Genomic DNA, 15,217 nt, shown 5'->3' on the forward strand with positions numbered 1-15,217 from the left:
GTGCGCCGTCAAACCTGTCGGCGCAGAACCACACGGCAGGGAGGCCGCTGCCTCCCGCGCTGCTGCGTTGCTGCTACTTGGCGCCGCCCGTGTACTTGGTGACGCTGGCGGCGCTCACGTGGTAGCCGCTCACGCCCATCATCGAGTCGTTGCGCAGGGTCTGCAGCTTGCCGGTGACCCACACGGTGTCCATGGCGCGGAACTTGGCGCCCTTCTGCGGCACCACGTGCAGGATCTGGTTGGCGGGCGGCGGCGGCGTGTGGATGCAGGCGCCGAAGTAGGGCACCAGCAGGAACTCGGTGACTTCGCCCTTGGCCTCTTCGAGCGGCACGATGAAGCCCGGAATCTTGACTTCGGTGCCATTCATCGCGGGGTTGGTCGGCGCGTTGTTCGACACCTCCTGCATCTTCATGAGCAGCTCGTTGGCGCGCGGGTCGCCATCGTCGAGTGCGCTCAGGTCCATGCCCTTGAACTCCTTGGCCGGGTCCCAGTCCTTGGGCACCAGTTCTTCCCAGGTGATCTGGCGAGGCTGGCCCGGTGCGGCCTTGGCGGCGGCGGGTGCTGCAGCCTTTCCACCCAATGGGTTGGTGGCGGTGGTGTCCTTGGGCGCGGGCTCGGCGGCCCAGGCGGCGGCGGTGAGGCCGGCACCGGCGATCAGCATTGAAAGCCGGATGAAAGCTTTGCTCTTGGACGTCGTGTGTGCAATGGGCATGGTTCAAATCCTCGGTGAGAGGCCGTCGGCAAGGGAGAGTCGGTAGGCGCGGATGCCAGGCAAGAGGCTTGCCAGCCATCCAGCGACCAGCAGGCTTGCCATGAGCAACCATTCGTTCAGTGTAGGTTCTGAAAGGCTCAATGTCAGCCCGAACTGTGCCTGCAGCCATGGCGAGAGCAGGGCGATGCCGAGCACCGCCATCACCACGCCGAAGGCCACGCCCAGCACGGTGACCATCGCGCCTTCGAGCGCGAGCAGCGCCAGCACGTGGCGCAGGCCCGCGCCCACGGCGCGCAGCACGGCGAGTTCGCGGCGGCGTTCGTTGAGGCCGGCCATCACCACAGACACGAGCCCTGCGAGGCTCACCAGCGCGACCAGCGCCGACATCAGCAACAGCGCGTTCTCGCCGATGCCGATCACGCTCCACAGTTCGTCGAGCGCCACGCCGGGCAGGATGGCCATGAGCGGCTCGCCGGTGTAGGTCGAAATCCAGCGCTGCACGCCGAACACGGCGGCGCGGTTCTTCAGGCCCACCAGCGCGGCCGTCACGTTCTTGGGCGTGAGGTCGAACTTGCGCACCTGCTCGGCCGGAATGTGCACGCCCGGCATCGGCGCGCCGCCCACCCATTCGAGGTGAATGGCTTCCATGGCCGCGAGGCCGATGTGCACCGTGCGGTCGACCGGCGTGCCGGTGCGCGCGAGCACGCCGACCACGGTGAAAGGCTTGTCCGCATGCTCGGCCACGTTGAGCTCGCCGCTGCCGTGCGCGAGCGTGATCTTCTGGCCCACGTGGTAGCCGAGCTTGTCGGCCACTTCGGCGCCAACTACAGCATCGAACAGTTCGCTGAAGGGCTTGCCCTCGCGCAGCTTCAGCGTCTGCTTGTCGCCGTAGCGGAAGTGCGTGAAGTAGTCGGTGGAAGTGGCCAGCACTGCGAAGCCGCGATGCGAATCGCCGAGCGACAGCGGCACCACCCAGTCGACGCCCGGGTGCTCCGACAGCGCCTGCACGCTCTTCCACGAGATGTTGTTGGTGGCCGCGCCGATGCGGAACACCGAGTACAGCAGCAGCTGCGTGGAGCCGGTGCGCGCGCCCACGATCAGGTCGGTGCCCGAGACGGAGGATGCGAAGTTCTCGCGCAGCTCGGTGCGGATGCGTTCGACACCCAGAAGAAGAAAGGTCGACAGAGCGATCGAGAACACCGTGAGTGCCAGCGTGAAGCGGCGGTTCCAGGCGCTGCGCCAGGCAATCGAGAAAAGTGCTTTCATGCGTCCACCGCCATTGCGCTGGTGGCGGCGCGGTTGATCTCGGGCAGCAGCACGTGTCGCACAAAGCGCTGCGCGATGCGCTGGTCATGGCTCACGAACACGAGCGCGCTGTGGTTCTCGGCGCAGGCTGTCAGCAACACGTCGAGAAAGGCTTCGCGCCGGTCTTCGTCGAGTGCCGAAGTGGGCTCGTCGGCAATCACCAGTTCGGGCTGGCCGATGAGCGCGCGCGCAGCGGCCACGCGCTGCTGCTGGCCGACCGACAACTGCAGCGCCTGGCGTTTCCACAGGTTGCGGTCGAGGCCCATCTGGTGAAGCAGGTGCTCGGCCTCGTCGCGCGAACTGCCGTTGCGTGCGGCATTTGCTTCGCGCCGCTGCGAGAAGCGGCAGGGCAGCAGTACGTTGTCGATCACGCTCAGGTACGGAAGCAGGTTGAACTGCTGGAAGATGTAGCCCACGTGCGCCACGCGGCTGCGGTCGCGCGCTGCGCCCGAGAGCTTGGACCAGTCGTGCCCCAGCAGCGTGACGCGGCCTTCGTCTGCCACCAGCACGCCGGCCAGCAATGACAGCAGCGTGCTCTTGCCACAGCCGCTCGGGCCATGCAGGAACACCGATTCACCTGCGGTGATACGAAAGGCCTCGATGTCGATGCACGGCGTTTTCACGCCGGGCCATGCGAAGCGCAGCGCTTCGGCGGCGAGCACGACGCGCAAGGGCGACGACTCTGCCTCGGGATGGGTACTCACAGCGTTACTTGCCCCAGCTGAGCCGGGCGGGCTGGCTTGCCTGCGCGCCGGCCGGGCGCTTGAGCTGGCGCTTGAACTGCCCCTGCGCCGTGGCAATCTGCGAGTCGATCTGGCGCAGGCCCTTGAACACGCTGAACAGGTTCAGGTCGATGAACTTCGCGGCCGCCGCGTTGGTGCAGTTGAAGGAGAAGGTGGCGTCGAGGTCGGCATGGCCGACGGGCTCGCTCGGATCGGGGTTGCCCAGGCCCAGTGCGCCGGAGCGCAGGTCGACCGGGCCGAGCTTGCAGTTGGCGGCCGGGTCGACGATGAAGAGCTTGTCGGCCGCGCGCAGCTGCGCAACTGCTTCCTCGACGAGCTTCTTCTCGGCGTCGGTCTTGGGTGCGCGTTCGAAGCCGACGATGTTGTCGAGCGGCGACTCCATGTCGATCACCACCGTGGGGCCGTCGACGGCCACGTCGAGCTTGAGCTGGCCGTGCACGTGGGCGTGCTGCTGCTGGGCCTGTGCGGTGAGGAACGGGGCGGCCGCGAGGAGGGCGGCGGCGATGGCGAGGCCGGTGGTGCGGCCAAGGCTTCGGGAACGTCGATTCGTCGTCGTCAATGTCATGGTTCAGCGCCTTGCCGGGTCGGCAGCCCCGGCGTGTTGCTCCATTCGCTCCAGCTGCCGGCATAGAGCGCGGTCGTCCCGAATCCCGCGATCTGCATGGCGAGCAGATTCGGCACGGCGCTCACGCCGCTGCCGCACTGGTGGACGACTGTCGCCGCGTCGCGTCCCGCGAGCAGCGCTTCGAACTCGGCACGCAATTGCGATGCCGGCTTGAATTTGCCGTCGGGGCCGAGGTTGTCGGCGAAAGGCCGGTTGAGGGCCCCGGGGATGTGACCGGCAATCGGGTCCAGAGGTTCCACCTCGCCGCGGTAACGTGCACCGGCGCGTGCGTCGATCAGGTTCTGGTCAGGCTGGCCGAGCCGACGCACCACGGTGTCGGTAGTGACGAGCTTCGCAATCGGTTCGCCCATGACGAAGTTCGACTGGAAGCGCGCGGGCTCCTCGCTGCTCGTGACTTCGCCGCCAGCGGCCTGCCAGGCCTGCAGGCCGCCGTCGAGCACGGCCACTGCGTCGTGGCCCATCCACTTGAGCATCCACCACAGGCGGCCGCAGTAATTGGCGCCGTTGCGGTCGTACACCACGGCCTGCATGCCGTTGGCGAAGCCGATGCTCGAGAGCCAGGCCGCGAACTTCTCGCGGCTGGGCAGCGGATGGCGTCCACCCGAGGCGGGCAGGCCGTCTTCCTGCGCCACGACCACCTCGCCGTGCGCGCCGGGGGCGCCGTGCTTCGCGCTGAGGTCGGTGTCGAGGTTTGCGTACAGCGCGCCCGGGATGTGCGCGGCCGCGTATTGCTGCGCGCCGCTCTCGGGCTTCATGAGGTCGAAGGTGCAGTCGAACACCATGAGAGGCGTATCCGTCGATTGCAGCTTGCGGAGTTGTTCGACGCTGATGAGGGTGGTGTACATGGTGTGTGTCCTTCTCTGGTCAGGTCAATGCAGAAAGAGTCAATGTTCCTCGGCCGGCGCCTTGGGCACCGCCCGTTGTCGCAACACGGTTGCAGCAATGCCGCTGGCGATGATAAGGGCCATGCCCGCCCAGCCGGTGGCATCGATGCGGTCGTTGAACAGCACCACGCTGTAGAACGCCGCGAACACGATGCCCGAATACTGCAGGTTGGCCACCACCAGTGTGCCGGCCTGGGTCTTGGCGGTGGCGTAGGCGCGGGTCATGCAGAGTTGTCCGAGGGCGGCCAGCAATCCGATGGGCAGCAGCCACAGCGCATGCTGCCAGGTCCAGGCGCCACCGCCCGAAAACCCGGTGGCCGCCGTGGCGAAGGCTCCGGCCACGGCCGAGCCGACCGCGAAATAGAACACCGTGCGCAGCTCGGGTTCGCCGATGCGCGACAGCGCCATCACCTGCATGTAGGCAAACGCGGCCGTCAGGCCCGACAGCAAACCCAGCATGCCCGCGAAACCCTCGCTGCCGTTGACGCTGGGCTTGAGCATCAGCACCACGCCCACGAAGCCGGCGAGCACGGTCAGCACCAGCGTGCCCTGCAGCGGCGGGCGCTCCACGCGGCCGTCGCGCCCGGGCACCGGCACCCAGGCCAGCAGCGAGCCGCCGACCAGGAAGGCTGCGACCCACACGCTGCTCATGTAGTTGAGGGTGACGGCCGTGGCCAGCGGCAGGTGGGCGATGGCATAGAACCAGGCGCCCAGCGACAGCACGCCGATGGTGCTGCGCCAGGCGTGCATGCCGGGGTATCGGGTGGCCAGCGAGACGCCGCGATTGCGGGCCAGCAGCCAGAGGAAGACGATGCCGATCAGGCCGCGGCCCAAGACCATCTCACCGCTGTTGAACCACTCCGAGGCGACTTTCACGACCACGCTCATCGTGGCGAACAAAAAGGCCCCCAGCACCATCCACAGCGCTTGCATCGTTTCGACTCTAAGGTAAGGAAAAAGAGTGCCCCGGCGAGTGCGGGGCGGGCCGGTCTCAGGCTGGTTTCTGCATCGCGGCCTTGTACCACTCGTGGAACTGCTGCATGCCGTCTTCCATGGGACTCTGGTAGGGGCCGGTCTCGTTGTCGCCGCGCAGCATCAGCGCGCGGCGTCCGGCGTCCATGCGCTCGGCGATCTCGTCGTCTTCCACACAGGTTTCCATGTAGGCGGCCTGCTGTGCCTCGACGAACTCGCGCTCGAAGGCGACGATTTCCTCGGGGTAGAAGAACTCGACCATGTTGAGCGTCTTCGTCGGGCTCACGGGGTGCAGGGTCGACACCGTGAGCACGTGCGGATACCACTCGACCATCACGTGCGGGTAGTAGGTGAGCCAGATGGCGCCGTACTTCGGCGGCTTGCCGTCGCGGTACTTGAGCAATTGCTCCTGCCACTTCTGGTAGACCGGGCTGCCGGCGCGGCCCAGGCGGTTGGCCACGCCCACCGTCTGCACCGAATAGTGGGGCTTGAACTCCCAGCGCAGGTCGTCGCAGGTGACGAAGCTGCCCAGGCCCGGGTGGAACGGGCCGACGTGGTAGTCCTCGAGGTAGACCTCGATGAAGGTCTTCCAGTTGTAGTTGCACTCGTGCAGCTCGACGCGGTCGAGCGCGTAGCCGCTGAAGTCCAGGTCGGCCTGCGGGCCGAGGCCGGCCATGTCGGCCGCCACGTCGGGGCCGGAGCCGTCTGCGTTCTTCTCGAAGAGAAGGCCGTTCCACTCGGTGAGTGGGTAGTTGTGCAGGTTCAGGCAGGGGTCCTGCTCGAAATGCGGGGCGCCGATCAGCGTGCCGGTGGTGCGCGAATCGCTCGCGGCGTAGGTCCAGCGGTGCAGCGGGCACACGATGTTGCCGCCGGCCTGGTTGTCGAGCTGGCCCCGGCCCTGCAGGATCAGGGCCTGGCGGTGGCGGCAGACGTTGGAAATCAGCTCTACGCCCTTGGGCGTATGGACCAGCGCCCGGCCCTGATGCTCCTGCGGCAGGGTGTGGAAGTCGCCCATTTCGGGCACGGCCAGGCGATGGCCGACATAGCGGGGCCCTCGCGCGAAAAGGTTTTGCATTTCGCGGGCATAGAGCGCCTCGTCGAAATACGCGGAAACTGGAAGTTGGCTCGCGGCCTGCTGCAGTTGAAGACTTAAATCAGACATGGAGGACCTGACCAAGCTCCCCACAGGGAGAAAAAAAGAAAAGAACGGAAAGGCGCCGCCAGGAAGGGTCGGCGGCCCGAAGAATGTGTTGACGTCGTCAACGAGAGAAGTTCGCATTGTACCCGGGGGGCTTTTTTGTGCCCCCGGCTTTTCACCCGGTCCGGCGGCGGTCGCCAGTTGTTTCGATCCCAGTCCTAAAATGCCCGATTTCACCCACGTTTCGCTTGCATGCCCAAGGTGCCCCCCCCTTCCTCGTCCAGCCCGGCGGCAACGCCCGATACGGGCCCGCTGCCTGCCAGTTACGAAGCCGGGCTCCAGGAACTGGAGCAACTGGTGGCGGAACTCGAATCGGGCCAGTTGCCCCTCGACCAGCTGCTAGTCAGCTACCAGCGCGGCGCGGCGCTGCTCGCCTTCTGTCGCGACAAGCTGCAGGCGGTCGAAGACCAGATCAAGGTGCTCGATTCGGGCAGCCTGAAGGTCTGGACGCCTGAATGAGCGCCGCCGCGCTGAATTCCAGCCATTGGGACGCCCGCACGCTAGCCGGCTGGAGCGACCCCCACCTGGCGAATGTCGAAGCGGCGCTGTCGCGCTGGGTCGGCGTCGACGCCCCCGTGCTGCTGGGTGACGCCATGCGCTATGCCGTGCTCGACGGCGGCAAGCGGCTGCGACCCCTGTTGGTGCTGGCCGCCAGCGAAGCCGTCGGCGGCAACCGGGCCGCCGCCCTGCGCGCGGCCTGCGCCACCGAACTGATTCACGCCTATTCGCTGGTGCACGACGACCTGCCGTGCATGGACAACGACGTCCTGCGCCGCGGCAAGCCCACCGTGCACGTGAAATTCGGCGAGGCCGATGCCCTGCTGGCCGGCGACGCGCTGCAGGCCCTGGCCTTCGAACTGCTCACGCCCGACGGCGACGAGATTCCCGCCTCCACCCAGGCCCTGCTGTGCCGCCTGCTCGCGCGCGCCGCGGGCAGCCAGGGCATGGCCGGCGGCCAGGCCATCGACCTCGCCAGCGTCGGCATTGCGCTCGACGAAACGCAGCTGCGCGAAATGCATCGCCTGAAGACCGGCGCGCTGCTGCAGGGCAGCGTCGAGATGGGCGCCGCCTGCGGTTCGGTCACTCCCGCGGCACTGGCCGCGCTGCGCGACTACGGCGCCGCCATCGGCCTCGCGTTCCAGGTGGTCGACGACATCCTCGACGTCACGGCCGACTCGCAGACCCTGGGCAAGACCGCCGGCAAGGACGCCGCGGCCGACAAGCCAACCTACGTGTCGCTGCTCGGCCTCGACGGCGCGCGCGCCCAGGCCCGCCAGCTGCTGGCCGATGCGCTCGCCGCCCTGGAGAAGAGCGGCCTGGCCGACACCGCAGCTCTGCGCGCGCTGGCCCACATGGTGGTCGACCGCGACCGCTAGGATGAAACTTACCCCCAGTCTTCGCGCACTTCGTGTCGCTTCGCCAACCCCCTTTCAGGGGGCGACACCAGCAGCCCGGCAAAGCCGGTTCCGCGGTGTCTCCCGACTGAATCGCGGCAGTTTCATGCGTTGCGGGCCCTACGAAGCGTGATGGAACACTGAGAAAAGAAAATACCTCCCCATGGCTCCGCTGCTTCCCACACTTCACGACCCCTCGCCGATCCGCAAATACGACCGGGCGCAACTGCGCCAGCTGTCCGACGAGGTGCGCGCCAGCGTGCTCGACAACGTCTCGCGCACCGGCGGCCACCTGAGCTCCAACCTCGGCACGGTCGAACTCACGGTCGCGCTGCATCACGTGTTCAACACGCCGCACGACCGGCTGGTGTGGGACGTGGGCCACCAGACCTACCCGCACAAGATCCTCACGGGCCGGCGCGAGCGCATGCCCACGCTGCGGCAGATCGGCGGCATCTCGGGCTTTCCGCAGCGCAGCGAGAGCGAGTACGACACCTTCGGCACTGCCCACTCGTCGACCAGCATCTCGGCCGCGCTCGGCATGGCCATGGCTGCCAAGCAGAAGGGCGAAGACCGCCACACCGTGGCCATCATCGGCGACGGCGCGCTCACGGCCGGCATGGCCTTCGAGGCGCTGAACAACGCGGGCGTGTGCGACTGCAAGCTGCTCGTGATCCTGAACGACAACGACATGTCGATCAGCCCGCCGGTGGGTGCGCTCAACCGCTACCTCGCGCAACTGATGAGCGGCAACTTCTACGCCGCCGCCAAGAACGTCGGCAAGAGCATGCTGCGCAACGCACCGCCGCTGTTCGAGCTGGCCAAGCGCCTGGAGCAGCATGCCAAGGGCATGGTCGTGCCGGCCACGCTGTTCGAGCAGTTCGGCTTCAACTACGTGGGCCCGATCGACGGCCACGACATCGACTCGCTGGTGCCCACGCTCGAGAACCTCAAGCACCTCGAAGGCCCGCAGTTCCTGCACGTGGTCACGAAGAAGGGGCAGGGCTACAAGCTGGCCGAGGCCGATCCGGTGGCCTATCACGGCCCCGGCAAGTTCGATCCGCAGGTGGGGCTGGTCAAGTCCGCCGCGGTGGCCAAGCAGACCTTCACGCAGGTGTTCGGCCAGTGGCTGTGCGACACGGCTGCACACGACGGCCGCCTCGTGGGCATCACGCCCGCGATGCGCGAAGGCTCGGGCCTCGTTGAATTCGAGAAGCGCTTTCCCGATCGCTACTACGACGTCGGCATTGCCGAGCAGCACGCCGTGACCTTCGCGGCCGGCCTGGCATGCGAGGGGCTGAAGCCGGTGGTCGCGATCTACTCGACCTTCCTGCAGCGCGCGTACGACCAGCTGATCCACGACGTGGCGATCCAGAACCTGCCGGTGGTGTTCGCGCTCGACCGCGCGGGCCTCGTGGGCGCAGACGGCGCCACGCATGCGGGCGCGTACGACATCCCGTTCCTGCGCTGCATCCCGAACATGAGCGTGGCCTGCCCGGCCGACGAGCGAGAGTGCCGGCAGCTGCTGTCGAGTGCCTACGAGCAGAACCACCCGGTGGCCGTGCGCTACCCGCGCGGTTCCGGCGCAGGCGTCACGCCGCACCTCACGCTCGAATCACTGCCCTTCGGCAAGGGCGAGATTCGCCGCGAAGGCAAGCGCATTGCCATCCTCGCGTTCGGCACGCTGCTGTACCCCGCGCTCACCGCCGCCGAGTCGCTCGACGCCACGGTGGTCAACATGCGCTGGGCCAAGCCGCTCGACGTCGAGCTGCTGCTGAAGGTCGCAGGCACGCACGATGCCATCGTCACGCTGGAAGAGGGCGCCATCATGGGCGGCGCGGGCAGTGCGGTGCTCGAAGCACTGCAAGCCGCGAACGTGCAGAAGCCGGTGCTGCAACTCGGCTTGCCCGATCGCTTCATCGAACACGGCGATCCGGCCAAGCTGCTGGCGTCGATCGGACTGGACGCCATCGGCATCGAGGCATCGATCCGCGAGCGCTTCGTTTCGAGCGCAGGGTAAACCCCTGCCGGCGGCTGTAAGCGCGTTTTTACAATCGTCCGGACTTAGACAAAAGTCCCCAACGCGGTCACAAGCCGCGTTTTGTTTTTCCAAGAACTCGGAGAGCTATCAATGGATCGTCGTTCCCTCATCAAAAACGCCGGCATCGCGGGCGTTCTGGCTGCCGGCATCGCACCCGCGGTTCACGCGCAGGCCACCGTTCGCTGGCGCCTGGCGTCGAGTTTTCCCAAGTCGCTGGACACCATCTTCGGCACCGCCGAGGTGTTCTCGAAGAGCGTCAGCGACATGACGGGCGGCAAGTTCCAGATTTCCGTTCATGCCGGCGGCGAGCTGATGCCCGCATTCGGCGTGGTCGACGGCGTGCAGAACGCCTCGGTCGAAATGGCCCACACGGCCCCGTACTACTTCTACGGCAAGGACCCGACCTTCTGCCTGGGCTGCGCAGTGCCCTTCGGCATGAACACCCGCCAGCAGAACGCCTGGATGTACGAAGGCAACGGCCTGAAGCTGATGCGCGCGTTCTACGCCAAGTACAACATCATCAACCTGCCGGGCGGCAACACGGGCGCGCAGATGGGCGGCTGGTTCCGCAAGGAAATCAAGTCGGTCGCCGACCTGAAGGGCCTGAAGTTCCGCACCAACCCGTTCGCGGGCAAGGTGCTCGAGCCTTTCGGCGTGATCCCGCAATCGATCCCCGGCGCAGACCTGTACCCGGCGCTCGAAAAGGGCACGCTGGACGGCCTCGAATGGGTCGGCCCGTACGACGATCAGAAGCTGGGCTTCAACAAGATCGCGCCGTTCTACTACTACCCCGGCTGGTGGGAAGGCGGCCCCGAGCTCGACTTCTACATCAACACCAAGGCATGGGAAGGCCTGTCGGCCGAGTACAAGGCCATCGTCGAGGCGGCTGCCGCACACGCCAACATCACGATGACGGCCAAGTACGACTCCAAGAACCCGATCGCGCTGAAGCAGCTCGTGGGTTCGGGCACCAAACTGCGTCCGTTCTCGCAGGACGTGATGAACGCGGCCTTCAAGTCGGCCCAGCAGATCTACTCGGACCTGAACAACACCAACCCCGAGTGGAAGAAGATCTACGGCGACTGGTCGAAATTCCTGGCCGACCAGAACGCCTGGTTCCGCTACACGGAAGGCACGTTCGACCGTTTCATGCAGCAGCAGAAGCTGTAAGCAGGCGCCTCGCGCGCTGCATGCAAAAAAGCCCCGCTGGAACCAGCAGGGCTTTTTTTATTTCGTCGACCCGGTATCGGGTTCGGGGGTATCCGGCTTCGATGGAATGGAGCGCTTCGCCACCTGTTCGCCAAAGGCCACGAGCACGCTCGCATCGGCCGAGTGGAACCACGTCATGCCGCCGTAGCGCCGCCGCACCAGCAGCCGCGGCGCGATCACGCGTTCGAGCATGCGAATGTGCACCAGCTTGAGCTGTGCCACTTCCTGCGCGCTCACGCGCTTGTTCCAGAGCCAGGTCTGGATCAGCACGTCGCCTTCGAGCCGCGTGCGGCTGTAGACGATCCAGTAGCCGACCCACACCACGCACAGCGCCGCGATGCCGAACACCACGAGGGCGCTCGTGGACCACGCGGTGCTGCGCAGCGAGGGCAGGCTCCAGATCGCGAAGGCGAAGAGATCGACCACCAGCACCACCGCCAGCGTGCGCAGCAGCGCAGGGAAGGCGGGGCTTTCGAGCGAGGGGGTGCTGCCGCCGTCGTCGCTCACGGCTTGGTGGCTTCGCCGGAAGCCGGCGGCGCCGCCGGTGTTTCTTCCGGTGTCTTCTTCTCGTTGCCGAACGGGTCTTCCATGTTCACGCCATTGCTGTCGGGCGCGGGCGGCGGCTCTGCGTCGGCGGGCATGTCGAGGTTGACCTTGTCGATGTCGACGACCTTTTCCTTCTCGAGGAACACGGTGACCGTCTGCGGAAAGAAGATCACGATGGCCACCAGCAGCAGCTGCATCAGCACCCACGGCACGGCGCCGAGGTAGATGTCGCGCGACTCCACCTTCTTGGGTAGCGCCCCGTTCTTGAAGAGGGTGTCCGCAATGCCTCGCAAGTAGAACAGCGCGAAGCCGAAGGGCGGGTGCATGAACGAGGTCTGCATGTTCACGCACAGCAGCACGCCGAACCACACCATGTCGATGCCCAGCTTGTGGGCCACGGGGCCCAGCAGCGGCAGGATGATGAACGCGATCTCGAAGAAGTCGAGGAAGAACGCGAGGAAGAACACGAAGATGTTCACCGCGATCAGGAAGCCCACCTGGCCGCCCGGCAGGCCCGAGAGCATGTGCTCGATCCACTTGGCGCCGTCGACGCCCTGGAACACCAGCGAGAACACGCGCGAGCCGATGAGGATGAACACCACCATCGCAGTGAGGCGCATGGTGCCTTCCATCGCGTCCTTCATCAGCTGCCAGTTCAGGCGGCGATGGATCAGCGCGAGGATGAGCGAGCCCACCGCGCCCATCGCGCCTGCTTCGGTCGGCGTGGCGATGGCCTTGTCCATGAAGGGCAGGCCGCCCATCGAGCCGAGCACTGCGAAGATCAGGATGGCCGATGGGATGATGCCGCGCAGGCACTTGCCCCACAGCGCCCAGCCGTTCAGCGTGCGCGCGCTGGCCGGCAGGCCCGGCACGTAGTGCGGGCGCAGCCGCCCGACCATGAAGGTGTAGATCGCGAAGATGATGACCTGCAGGATCGACGGACCCCAGGCGCCCTTGTACATCTGGCCCACGTCGGTGCCGAGCTGGTCGGCCATGACGATCAGCACCAGCGAAGGCGGCACCAGCTGCGTGATGGTGCCCGACGCGGCGAGCACGCCGGTCGAATAGCGCATGTCGTAGCCGTAGCGCATCATGATCGGCAGCGAGATCATCGCCATTGCGATCACCTGGCCCGCCACCGTGCCGGTGATGGCGCCGAGGATGAAGCCCACGATGATCACCGAGTAACCGAGGCCCCCGCGGATGGGGCCGAAGAGCTGGCCCATCGAGTCGAGCATGTCCTCCGCCAATCCGCATTTCTCCAGTACGGCTCCCATCAACGTGAAGAACGGGATCGCGAGCAGCGTCTCGTTCGACAGGATGCCGAACACGTTCAGCGGCAGGTTGGCCATGAAGCCGGCCGGGAACCAGCCCATCTCGATGGCGAAGAAACCGCAGATCAGGCCGAGGGCGGAGAGCGAGAACGCGACCGGGAAGCCGATCAGCATGATCACCACGAGCCCCGCGAACATGATCGGGGCGAAATTTTCCATGTGCATTTCTACTTATCCTGCGGTGCGGGAGAGGGCTAGACCAGAAGGGGCGCGAGGGATGCGAAAAGCGCCCGTCACTGCACCGGCTTCTCGTAGTGCGTGTCCATCTCGATCAGGCCGCGCAGGTAGGCAATGCGCTTGATGATTTCCGAAACGCCCTGCAGGAACATCGCGGCGAAGCCCACGGGCATCAGCAGCGCGGCGGGCCAGCGGATCAGGCCGCCGATGTTGCCGGACATCTCGCCCGTGACCCACATGTTCCAGAACATGGGCCAGGTGACGTAGGTGAAGAGGGCCATCACCGGCAGCAGGAAGAAGGTCAGGCCGAACAGGTCGACGTACACCGGCCCGTAGCCCTTGAGCTTGCCGTAGATGATGTCCACGCGCACATGCTCGTTGAAGCGGAGCACCACGGGCGCGCCGAGCATCACGGTGGCGGCGAACAGGTACCACTGGATCTCGAGGAACGCGTTGTTGCTGAAGTCGAAGCCGTAGCGGACGAGGGCGTTGGCCGCCGAAATGAGCGAGGCCGCCAGCACGGCGTAGCCGGCGATCTTGCCGAGTTTTTCGCTGATCCAGTCCATGCCGGTCGCGAATTTGAGGAATGCAGACAAGGGGGTGTCTCCCGCGAAGCCCAAGGTGAAACGCCGGCCCCTGGTGGGAGCTGCGCAAAGCCCGAGATGTTACCCCGTTGAACCTTTGTATCTACTTGGCATGAGGGGCGGGGTTTACCCGGAATCCGGGTCTTGTCCGGGGCGTGGGAGGCGACCCTGGTCGCCATAATCGTCCATGTCTTCGCGCCTTCCGCCTTCGACGCCTTCGGGCGCCATGGGCCTGCCCCATTCGATCGATTCGCCCGACATGTGCCGCGCGGGCCGCGAGCTGTTGTCCCTGGCGCTGATCGACGCGCGCAACCACACGCTGCACCTGCTGTCGCTCTACGAGGAGGCCCTGGGCGCCGAAGCGCTTGCCGTGCCGCCCGTGCCCGAGGAAGAGGGCGTGGTGCCGCCGGTCTGGCTGGCCGGCCACATCGGCTGGTTCGCCGAATGGTGGATCGGGCGCAACACCCAGCGCGCCTTCGGCGTCGACTGCCCGGTGCGGCCCACGCGCCTGGCGCCCATCGACCCCGGCGCCGACGACTGGTGGAACCCGTCGCAGAGCACGCCGGGCCGCCGCTGGTCGCCCGACCTGCCCGACCTCGCCCAGACCAAGGCCTACCTGCTCGAAACGCTGGAGAGCACGCTCGAGCTACTCGAGAACGCGGCCGAGACCGATGCCGGCCTGTACTTCTACCGCCTCGCGCTGTTCCATGAAGACCTGCGCGGCGAGCAGTTCGTGGTGATGGCGCAGACGCTGGGGCTGCCCCTGGGCGTCGAGCAGGCGCCCATCGCCGTCACGCGCGAGCCGCTGTTGCTGCCTGCCACGCGATGGGAGCTGGGCATGCCCGAGGGCGGTTTCGCCTTTGCGCAGGAGCGCAGCGCGCACCGGGTCGACGTGCCCGAGTTCGAGATCGACGCGCAGCCCGTCACCTGGAACCAGTACATCGAATTCGTCGACGACGGCGGCTACGACCGCGAGGAACTGTGGCATGGCGAAGGCTGGCGCTGGCTCGGGGCGCAGATCGAGGGCCGGCGCGGGCCGCGCCATGTCGAGCAGATCGGCGCGGCGCGCAACGGCACGGGCGGTTCGGTGCTGCAGCAGCGCTTTGGCGTGACCGTGCGTGCGGCAGGCCACCACAGCGCCGTGCATCTGAGCTGGTGGGAGGCCGATGCCTGGGCGCGCTGGGCCGGGCGGCGCATCGCGACCGAAGTCGAATGGGAGATAGCCGCGCACACGGCCGGGCGGCGTGGCTTCCGGTGGGCCGACGTTCACGAGTGGACGGCGGGCACGCTGCAGCCGTGGCCGGGGTATCGGGCCGACCCGTGGAGCGCGGGGGGAGAGTTCGATCCTGCGGCTGCTTTCGGCCGGGCCCGCGTGCTGCGCGGGGCTTCGTTCGCGACGCGTGCGCGCCTGCGTTCTCCGCGCCGCCGTGGCTTTGCGCTGCCCGAGCGTGACGACGGGTTCTTCGGTTTCAGAACCTGCGCGCTGTAGAGAC

General features: G+C 66.7%; 15 protein-coding genes. 5 read left to right on the forward strand and 10 right to left on the reverse strand.

The window, feature by feature from the left end; all coding sequences use genetic code 11:
* Positions 1 to 73 precede the first annotated feature (73 nt).
* Genes BLV60_RS03645 through BLV60_RS03675 form a run of 7 tightly spaced genes read right to left on the reverse strand, consistent with a single transcriptional unit; the run spans position 74 to position 6,403 of the window.
* Entirely contained in the window at positions 74 to 712 is a 639-nt protein-coding gene (locus BLV60_RS03645; RefSeq protein WP_093049955.1) for a DUF3299 domain-containing protein, read from the reverse strand.
* Positions 713 to 715: 3 nt separating this feature from the next.
* Positions 716 to 1,978, reverse strand: coding sequence for an ABC transporter permease (locus tag BLV60_RS03650; RefSeq protein WP_093049958.1), 1,263 nt, complete (start codon positions 1,976 to 1,978; stop codon positions 716 to 718).
* A complete protein-coding gene (locus tag BLV60_RS03655; protein ID WP_093049961.1) occupies positions 1,975 to 2,721 on the reverse strand; it encodes an ABC transporter ATP-binding protein in 747 nt (248 codons plus the stop codon). Before BLV60_RS03655 ends, BLV60_RS03650 begins: the two co-directional genes overlap by 4 nt.
* 4 nt (positions 2,722 to 2,725) lie before the next feature.
* A complete protein-coding gene (locus BLV60_RS03660; RefSeq protein ID WP_093049964.1) occupies positions 2,726 to 3,325 on the reverse strand; it encodes a DUF2796 domain-containing protein in 600 nt (199 codons plus the stop codon).
* A complete protein-coding gene (locus tag BLV60_RS03665; protein WP_093049967.1) occupies positions 3,322 to 4,230 on the reverse strand; it encodes a sulfurtransferase in 909 nt (302 codons plus the stop codon). The genes BLV60_RS03660 and BLV60_RS03665 overlap by 4 nt, the downstream gene beginning before the upstream one ends.
* Positions 4,231 to 4,269: 39 nt before the next feature.
* A complete protein-coding gene (locus BLV60_RS03670; RefSeq protein WP_256216693.1) occupies positions 4,270 to 5,202 on the reverse strand; it encodes a DMT family transporter in 933 nt (310 codons plus the stop codon).
* A 58-nt stretch (positions 5,203 to 5,260) separates the two neighbouring features.
* Complete coding sequence (locus BLV60_RS03675; RefSeq protein ID WP_093049970.1) at positions 5,261 to 6,403, reverse strand: aromatic ring-hydroxylating oxygenase subunit alpha; 1,143 nt, start codon at positions 6,401 to 6,403, stop codon at positions 5,261 to 5,263.
* Between the two features lie 228 nt (positions 6,404 to 6,631).
* Here BLV60_RS03675 and xseB point away from each other — a divergent pair, with 228 nt between their 5' ends.
* From xseB to BLV60_RS03695, 4 genes are all read left to right on the forward strand, one after another.
* Positions 6,632 to 6,898 (forward strand): exodeoxyribonuclease VII small subunit, encoded by a 267-nt coding sequence (gene xseB / locus BLV60_RS03680; RefSeq protein ID WP_007829283.1) that lies wholly within the window; start codon positions 6,632 to 6,634, stop codon positions 6,896 to 6,898.
* On the forward strand, positions 6,895 to 7,815 hold the full coding sequence (locus tag BLV60_RS03685) for a polyprenyl synthetase family protein (protein ID WP_093049973.1): 921 nt from the start codon (positions 6,895 to 6,897) through the stop codon (positions 7,813 to 7,815). Before xseB ends, BLV60_RS03685 begins: the two co-directional genes overlap by 4 nt.
* A 181-nt stretch (positions 7,816 to 7,996) precedes the next feature.
* On the forward strand, positions 7,997 to 9,853 hold the full coding sequence (gene dxs / locus BLV60_RS03690) for a 1-deoxy-D-xylulose-5-phosphate synthase (protein ID WP_093049976.1): 1,857 nt from the start codon (positions 7,997 to 7,999) through the stop codon (positions 9,851 to 9,853).
* A 111-nt stretch (positions 9,854 to 9,964) separates the two neighbouring features.
* Positions 9,965 to 11,044 carry a TRAP transporter substrate-binding protein gene (locus BLV60_RS03695; protein WP_093049979.1) on the forward strand — a complete coding sequence of 360 codons (1,080 nt, stop codon included), beginning with the start codon at positions 9,965 to 9,967 and terminating at the stop codon, positions 11,042 to 11,044.
* 57 nt (positions 11,045 to 11,101) lie between these two features.
* Here the strand turns inward: BLV60_RS03695 and BLV60_RS03700 are convergent, their stop codons facing one another.
* The 3 genes from BLV60_RS03700 to BLV60_RS03710 form a co-directional block, all read right to left on the reverse strand.
* Complete coding sequence (locus BLV60_RS03700) at positions 11,102 to 11,590, reverse strand: hypothetical protein (protein WP_093049982.1); 489 nt, start codon at positions 11,588 to 11,590, stop codon at positions 11,102 to 11,104.
* Positions 11,587 to 13,128: a TRAP transporter large permease gene (locus BLV60_RS03705; RefSeq protein WP_093049984.1), complete on the reverse strand. Its 1,542-nt coding sequence runs from the start codon at positions 13,126 to 13,128 to the stop codon at positions 11,587 to 11,589. The genes BLV60_RS03700 and BLV60_RS03705 overlap by 4 nt, the downstream gene beginning before the upstream one ends.
* A 68-nt stretch (positions 13,129 to 13,196) precedes the next feature.
* Positions 13,197 to 13,736, reverse strand: a complete 540-nt coding sequence (locus tag BLV60_RS03710) for a TRAP transporter small permease subunit (protein ID WP_093049987.1) — start codon at positions 13,734 to 13,736, stop codon at positions 13,197 to 13,199.
* Positions 13,737 to 13,911: 175 nt separating this feature from the next.
* On the opposite strand from BLV60_RS03710, the gene BLV60_RS03715 reads away from it, so the two are divergent.
* Entirely contained in the window at positions 13,912 to 15,213 is a 1,302-nt protein-coding gene (locus BLV60_RS03715; protein ID WP_256328824.1) for an SUMF1/EgtB/PvdO family nonheme iron enzyme, read from the forward strand.
* Positions 15,214 to 15,217 lie beyond the last annotated feature (4 nt).

Origin of the sequence: Variovorax sp. YR634, assembly GCF_900106655.1 — a bacterium.
Classification (GTDB): Bacteria; Pseudomonadota; Gammaproteobacteria; order Burkholderiales; family Burkholderiaceae_C; genus Variovorax.

Bases quoted from the DNA above. Each gene is read 5' to 3' on its own strand.
- BLV60_RS03715 (WP_256328824.1), top strand. From the start codon at position 13,912: ATGTCTTCGCGCCTTCCGCCTTCGACGCCTTCGGGCGCCATGGGCCTG.
- BLV60_RS03670 (WP_256216693.1), bottom strand. From the start codon at position 5,202: ATGCAAGCGCTGTGGATGGTGCTGGGGGCCTTTTTGTTCGCCACGATG.
- xseB (WP_007829283.1), top strand. From the start codon at position 6,632: ATGCCCAAGGTGCCCCCCCCTTCCTCGTCCAGCCCGGCGGCAACGCCC.
- BLV60_RS03665 (WP_093049967.1), bottom strand. From the start codon at position 4,230: ATGTACACCACCCTCATCAGCGTCGAACAACTCCGCAAGCTGCAATCG.
- BLV60_RS03705 (WP_093049984.1), bottom strand. From the start codon at position 13,128: ATGCACATGGAAAATTTCGCCCCGATCATGTTCGCGGGGCTCGTGGTG.
- BLV60_RS03645 (WP_093049955.1), bottom strand. From the start codon at position 712: ATGCCCATTGCACACACGACGTCCAAGAGCAAAGCTTTCATCCGGCTT.
- BLV60_RS03675 (WP_093049970.1), bottom strand. From the start codon at position 6,403: ATGTCTGATTTAAGTCTTCAACTGCAGCAGGCCGCGAGCCAACTTCCA.
- BLV60_RS03650 (WP_093049958.1), bottom strand. From the start codon at position 1,978: ATGAAAGCACTTTTCTCGATTGCCTGGCGCAGCGCCTGGAACCGCCGC.
- BLV60_RS03660 (WP_093049964.1), bottom strand. From the start codon at position 3,325: ATGACATTGACGACGACGAATCGACGTTCCCGAAGCCTTGGCCGCACC.
- dxs (WP_093049976.1), top strand. From the start codon at position 7,997: ATGGCTCCGCTGCTTCCCACACTTCACGACCCCTCGCCGATCCGCAAA.
- BLV60_RS03695 (WP_093049979.1), top strand. From the start codon at position 9,965: ATGGATCGTCGTTCCCTCATCAAAAACGCCGGCATCGCGGGCGTTCTG.
- BLV60_RS03685 (WP_093049973.1), top strand. From the start codon at position 6,895: ATGAGCGCCGCCGCGCTGAATTCCAGCCATTGGGACGCCCGCACGCTA.